The following is a 449-nucleotide window of genomic DNA, read 5'->3' as shown; positions in this document are numbered from 1 at the left end:
AATTTACGCCACTCTATCTTGCGGGAGATGTTGCAAAGCTGTCCGGCCGGCGCTTTGGCCCGCGCGATGACGGCGGTGATTCATGGGCCACCAGGGGAACCATCAAATGGCTTCTTGAAAACGATCTTCAATACAGCGGTCATCGTTACCGCTTTAATGACATCAGCAGCCAGCATGTCGCCCAGACTCGGGACGGGAGGTCGATTATGGATCATGCCGGCCATAGTGATGGTCGGCAAATCGACATGCGCTACGCTGACGGACAGGGTGGCTATAGCGACGCGTTGGGCGGGCAGGGTAAGGGCGAACACATCAAACAACTGATTAACGCAGCTGCGGCCGAGGTAAAAAAACGACCACGGTGCCGCGATCTTGGTATTATGGACCCAAACTGGAAGCATTGCAGCATTGGATTACAGAAAACCGCACGATGCTTGAGATTGAAGCGG

General features: G+C 54.6%; 1 protein-coding gene. It reads left to right on the top strand.

Annotated features, from left to right (window positions below; all coding sequences use genetic code 11):
• A partial coding sequence (locus VTU_RS34705) for a hypothetical protein (protein WP_236610648.1) occupies window positions 1-449 on the top strand: 449 nt, incomplete at both ends.

Source organism: Verminephrobacter aporrectodeae subsp. tuberculatae At4 (genome assembly GCF_000193225.1).
GTDB classification, from domain to species: Bacteria; Pseudomonadota; Gammaproteobacteria; order Burkholderiales; family Burkholderiaceae_C; genus Acidovorax; species Acidovorax aporrectodeae.
The sequence above is the reverse complement of the archived record's forward strand: the minus strand, read 5'-3'. Positions and strand labels throughout refer to the sequence as shown.